Source organism: Vibrio sp. 10N.222.49.C9 (assembly GCF_041474985.1).
GTDB lineage: Bacteria > Pseudomonadota > Gammaproteobacteria > Enterobacterales > Vibrionaceae > Vibrio > Vibrio crassostreae_C.
Map to the genome: position 1 here is coordinate 1 of NZ_JBFRVD010000571.1, position 532 is coordinate 532.

The window sequence follows — 532 nt, forward strand, 5'->3', positions numbered from 1 at the left end:
TGTCTAACTCAATTAGCACAAGCAGGTAACGAAGAGCGTCTTAATGAAATCACAGCGAAATTAGCTCAAGGTTTCAAAGAGCGTGCTGACAAGCATGGCATCCCGCTACTGGTGAGCCAAGTAGGCGGTATGTTTGGTTTCTTCTTTACTGATCAGCAGCAAGTTAACTGCTACGAAGAAGTGGCGAAGTGCGATGTTGAGCGATTCAAACGCTTCTTCCATCTGATGCTAGAAGAGGGCGTTTACCTTGCGCCATCAGCGTTTGAGGCAAGCTTTACCTCTCTGTCTCACTCTGATGACGATATTGAGCAAACCCTCGCTGCTGCTGATCGTTGTTTTGCCGCTTTAGCTGCTTAATAACCCGCTGTACATTGTGAATAAGGAGCCTGCTGGCTCCTTTTTTATTTCTAGCGATTCATGTTGCATAACGCTATGATTTATCATCACAAACACTATAAGTGGGCCGTTCAAAGTGCCAAAAAGATTCCAACTCACGTCTAGCCAATGGCTATTAATTGCTGCGCTACTGGTT

1 protein-coding gene and 1 pseudogene are annotated in these 532 nt (G+C 45.3%); one reads left to right on the forward strand and one right to left on the reverse strand.

Features of this window, described 5'->3' with window-relative positions; all coding sequences use genetic code 11:
* Nucleotides 1-357, forward strand: a pseudogene (locus AB4585_RS24525) (aspartate aminotransferase family protein); the annotation flags it as partial.
* On the opposite strand, the gene AB4585_RS24530 reads toward AB4585_RS24525, so the two are convergent.
* The coding region (locus tag AB4585_RS24530; protein WP_372171359.1) for a hypothetical protein at nt 346-532 on the reverse strand (187 nt) is incomplete at its 5' end. The pseudogene AB4585_RS24525 and the gene AB4585_RS24530 overlap by 12 nt on opposite strands.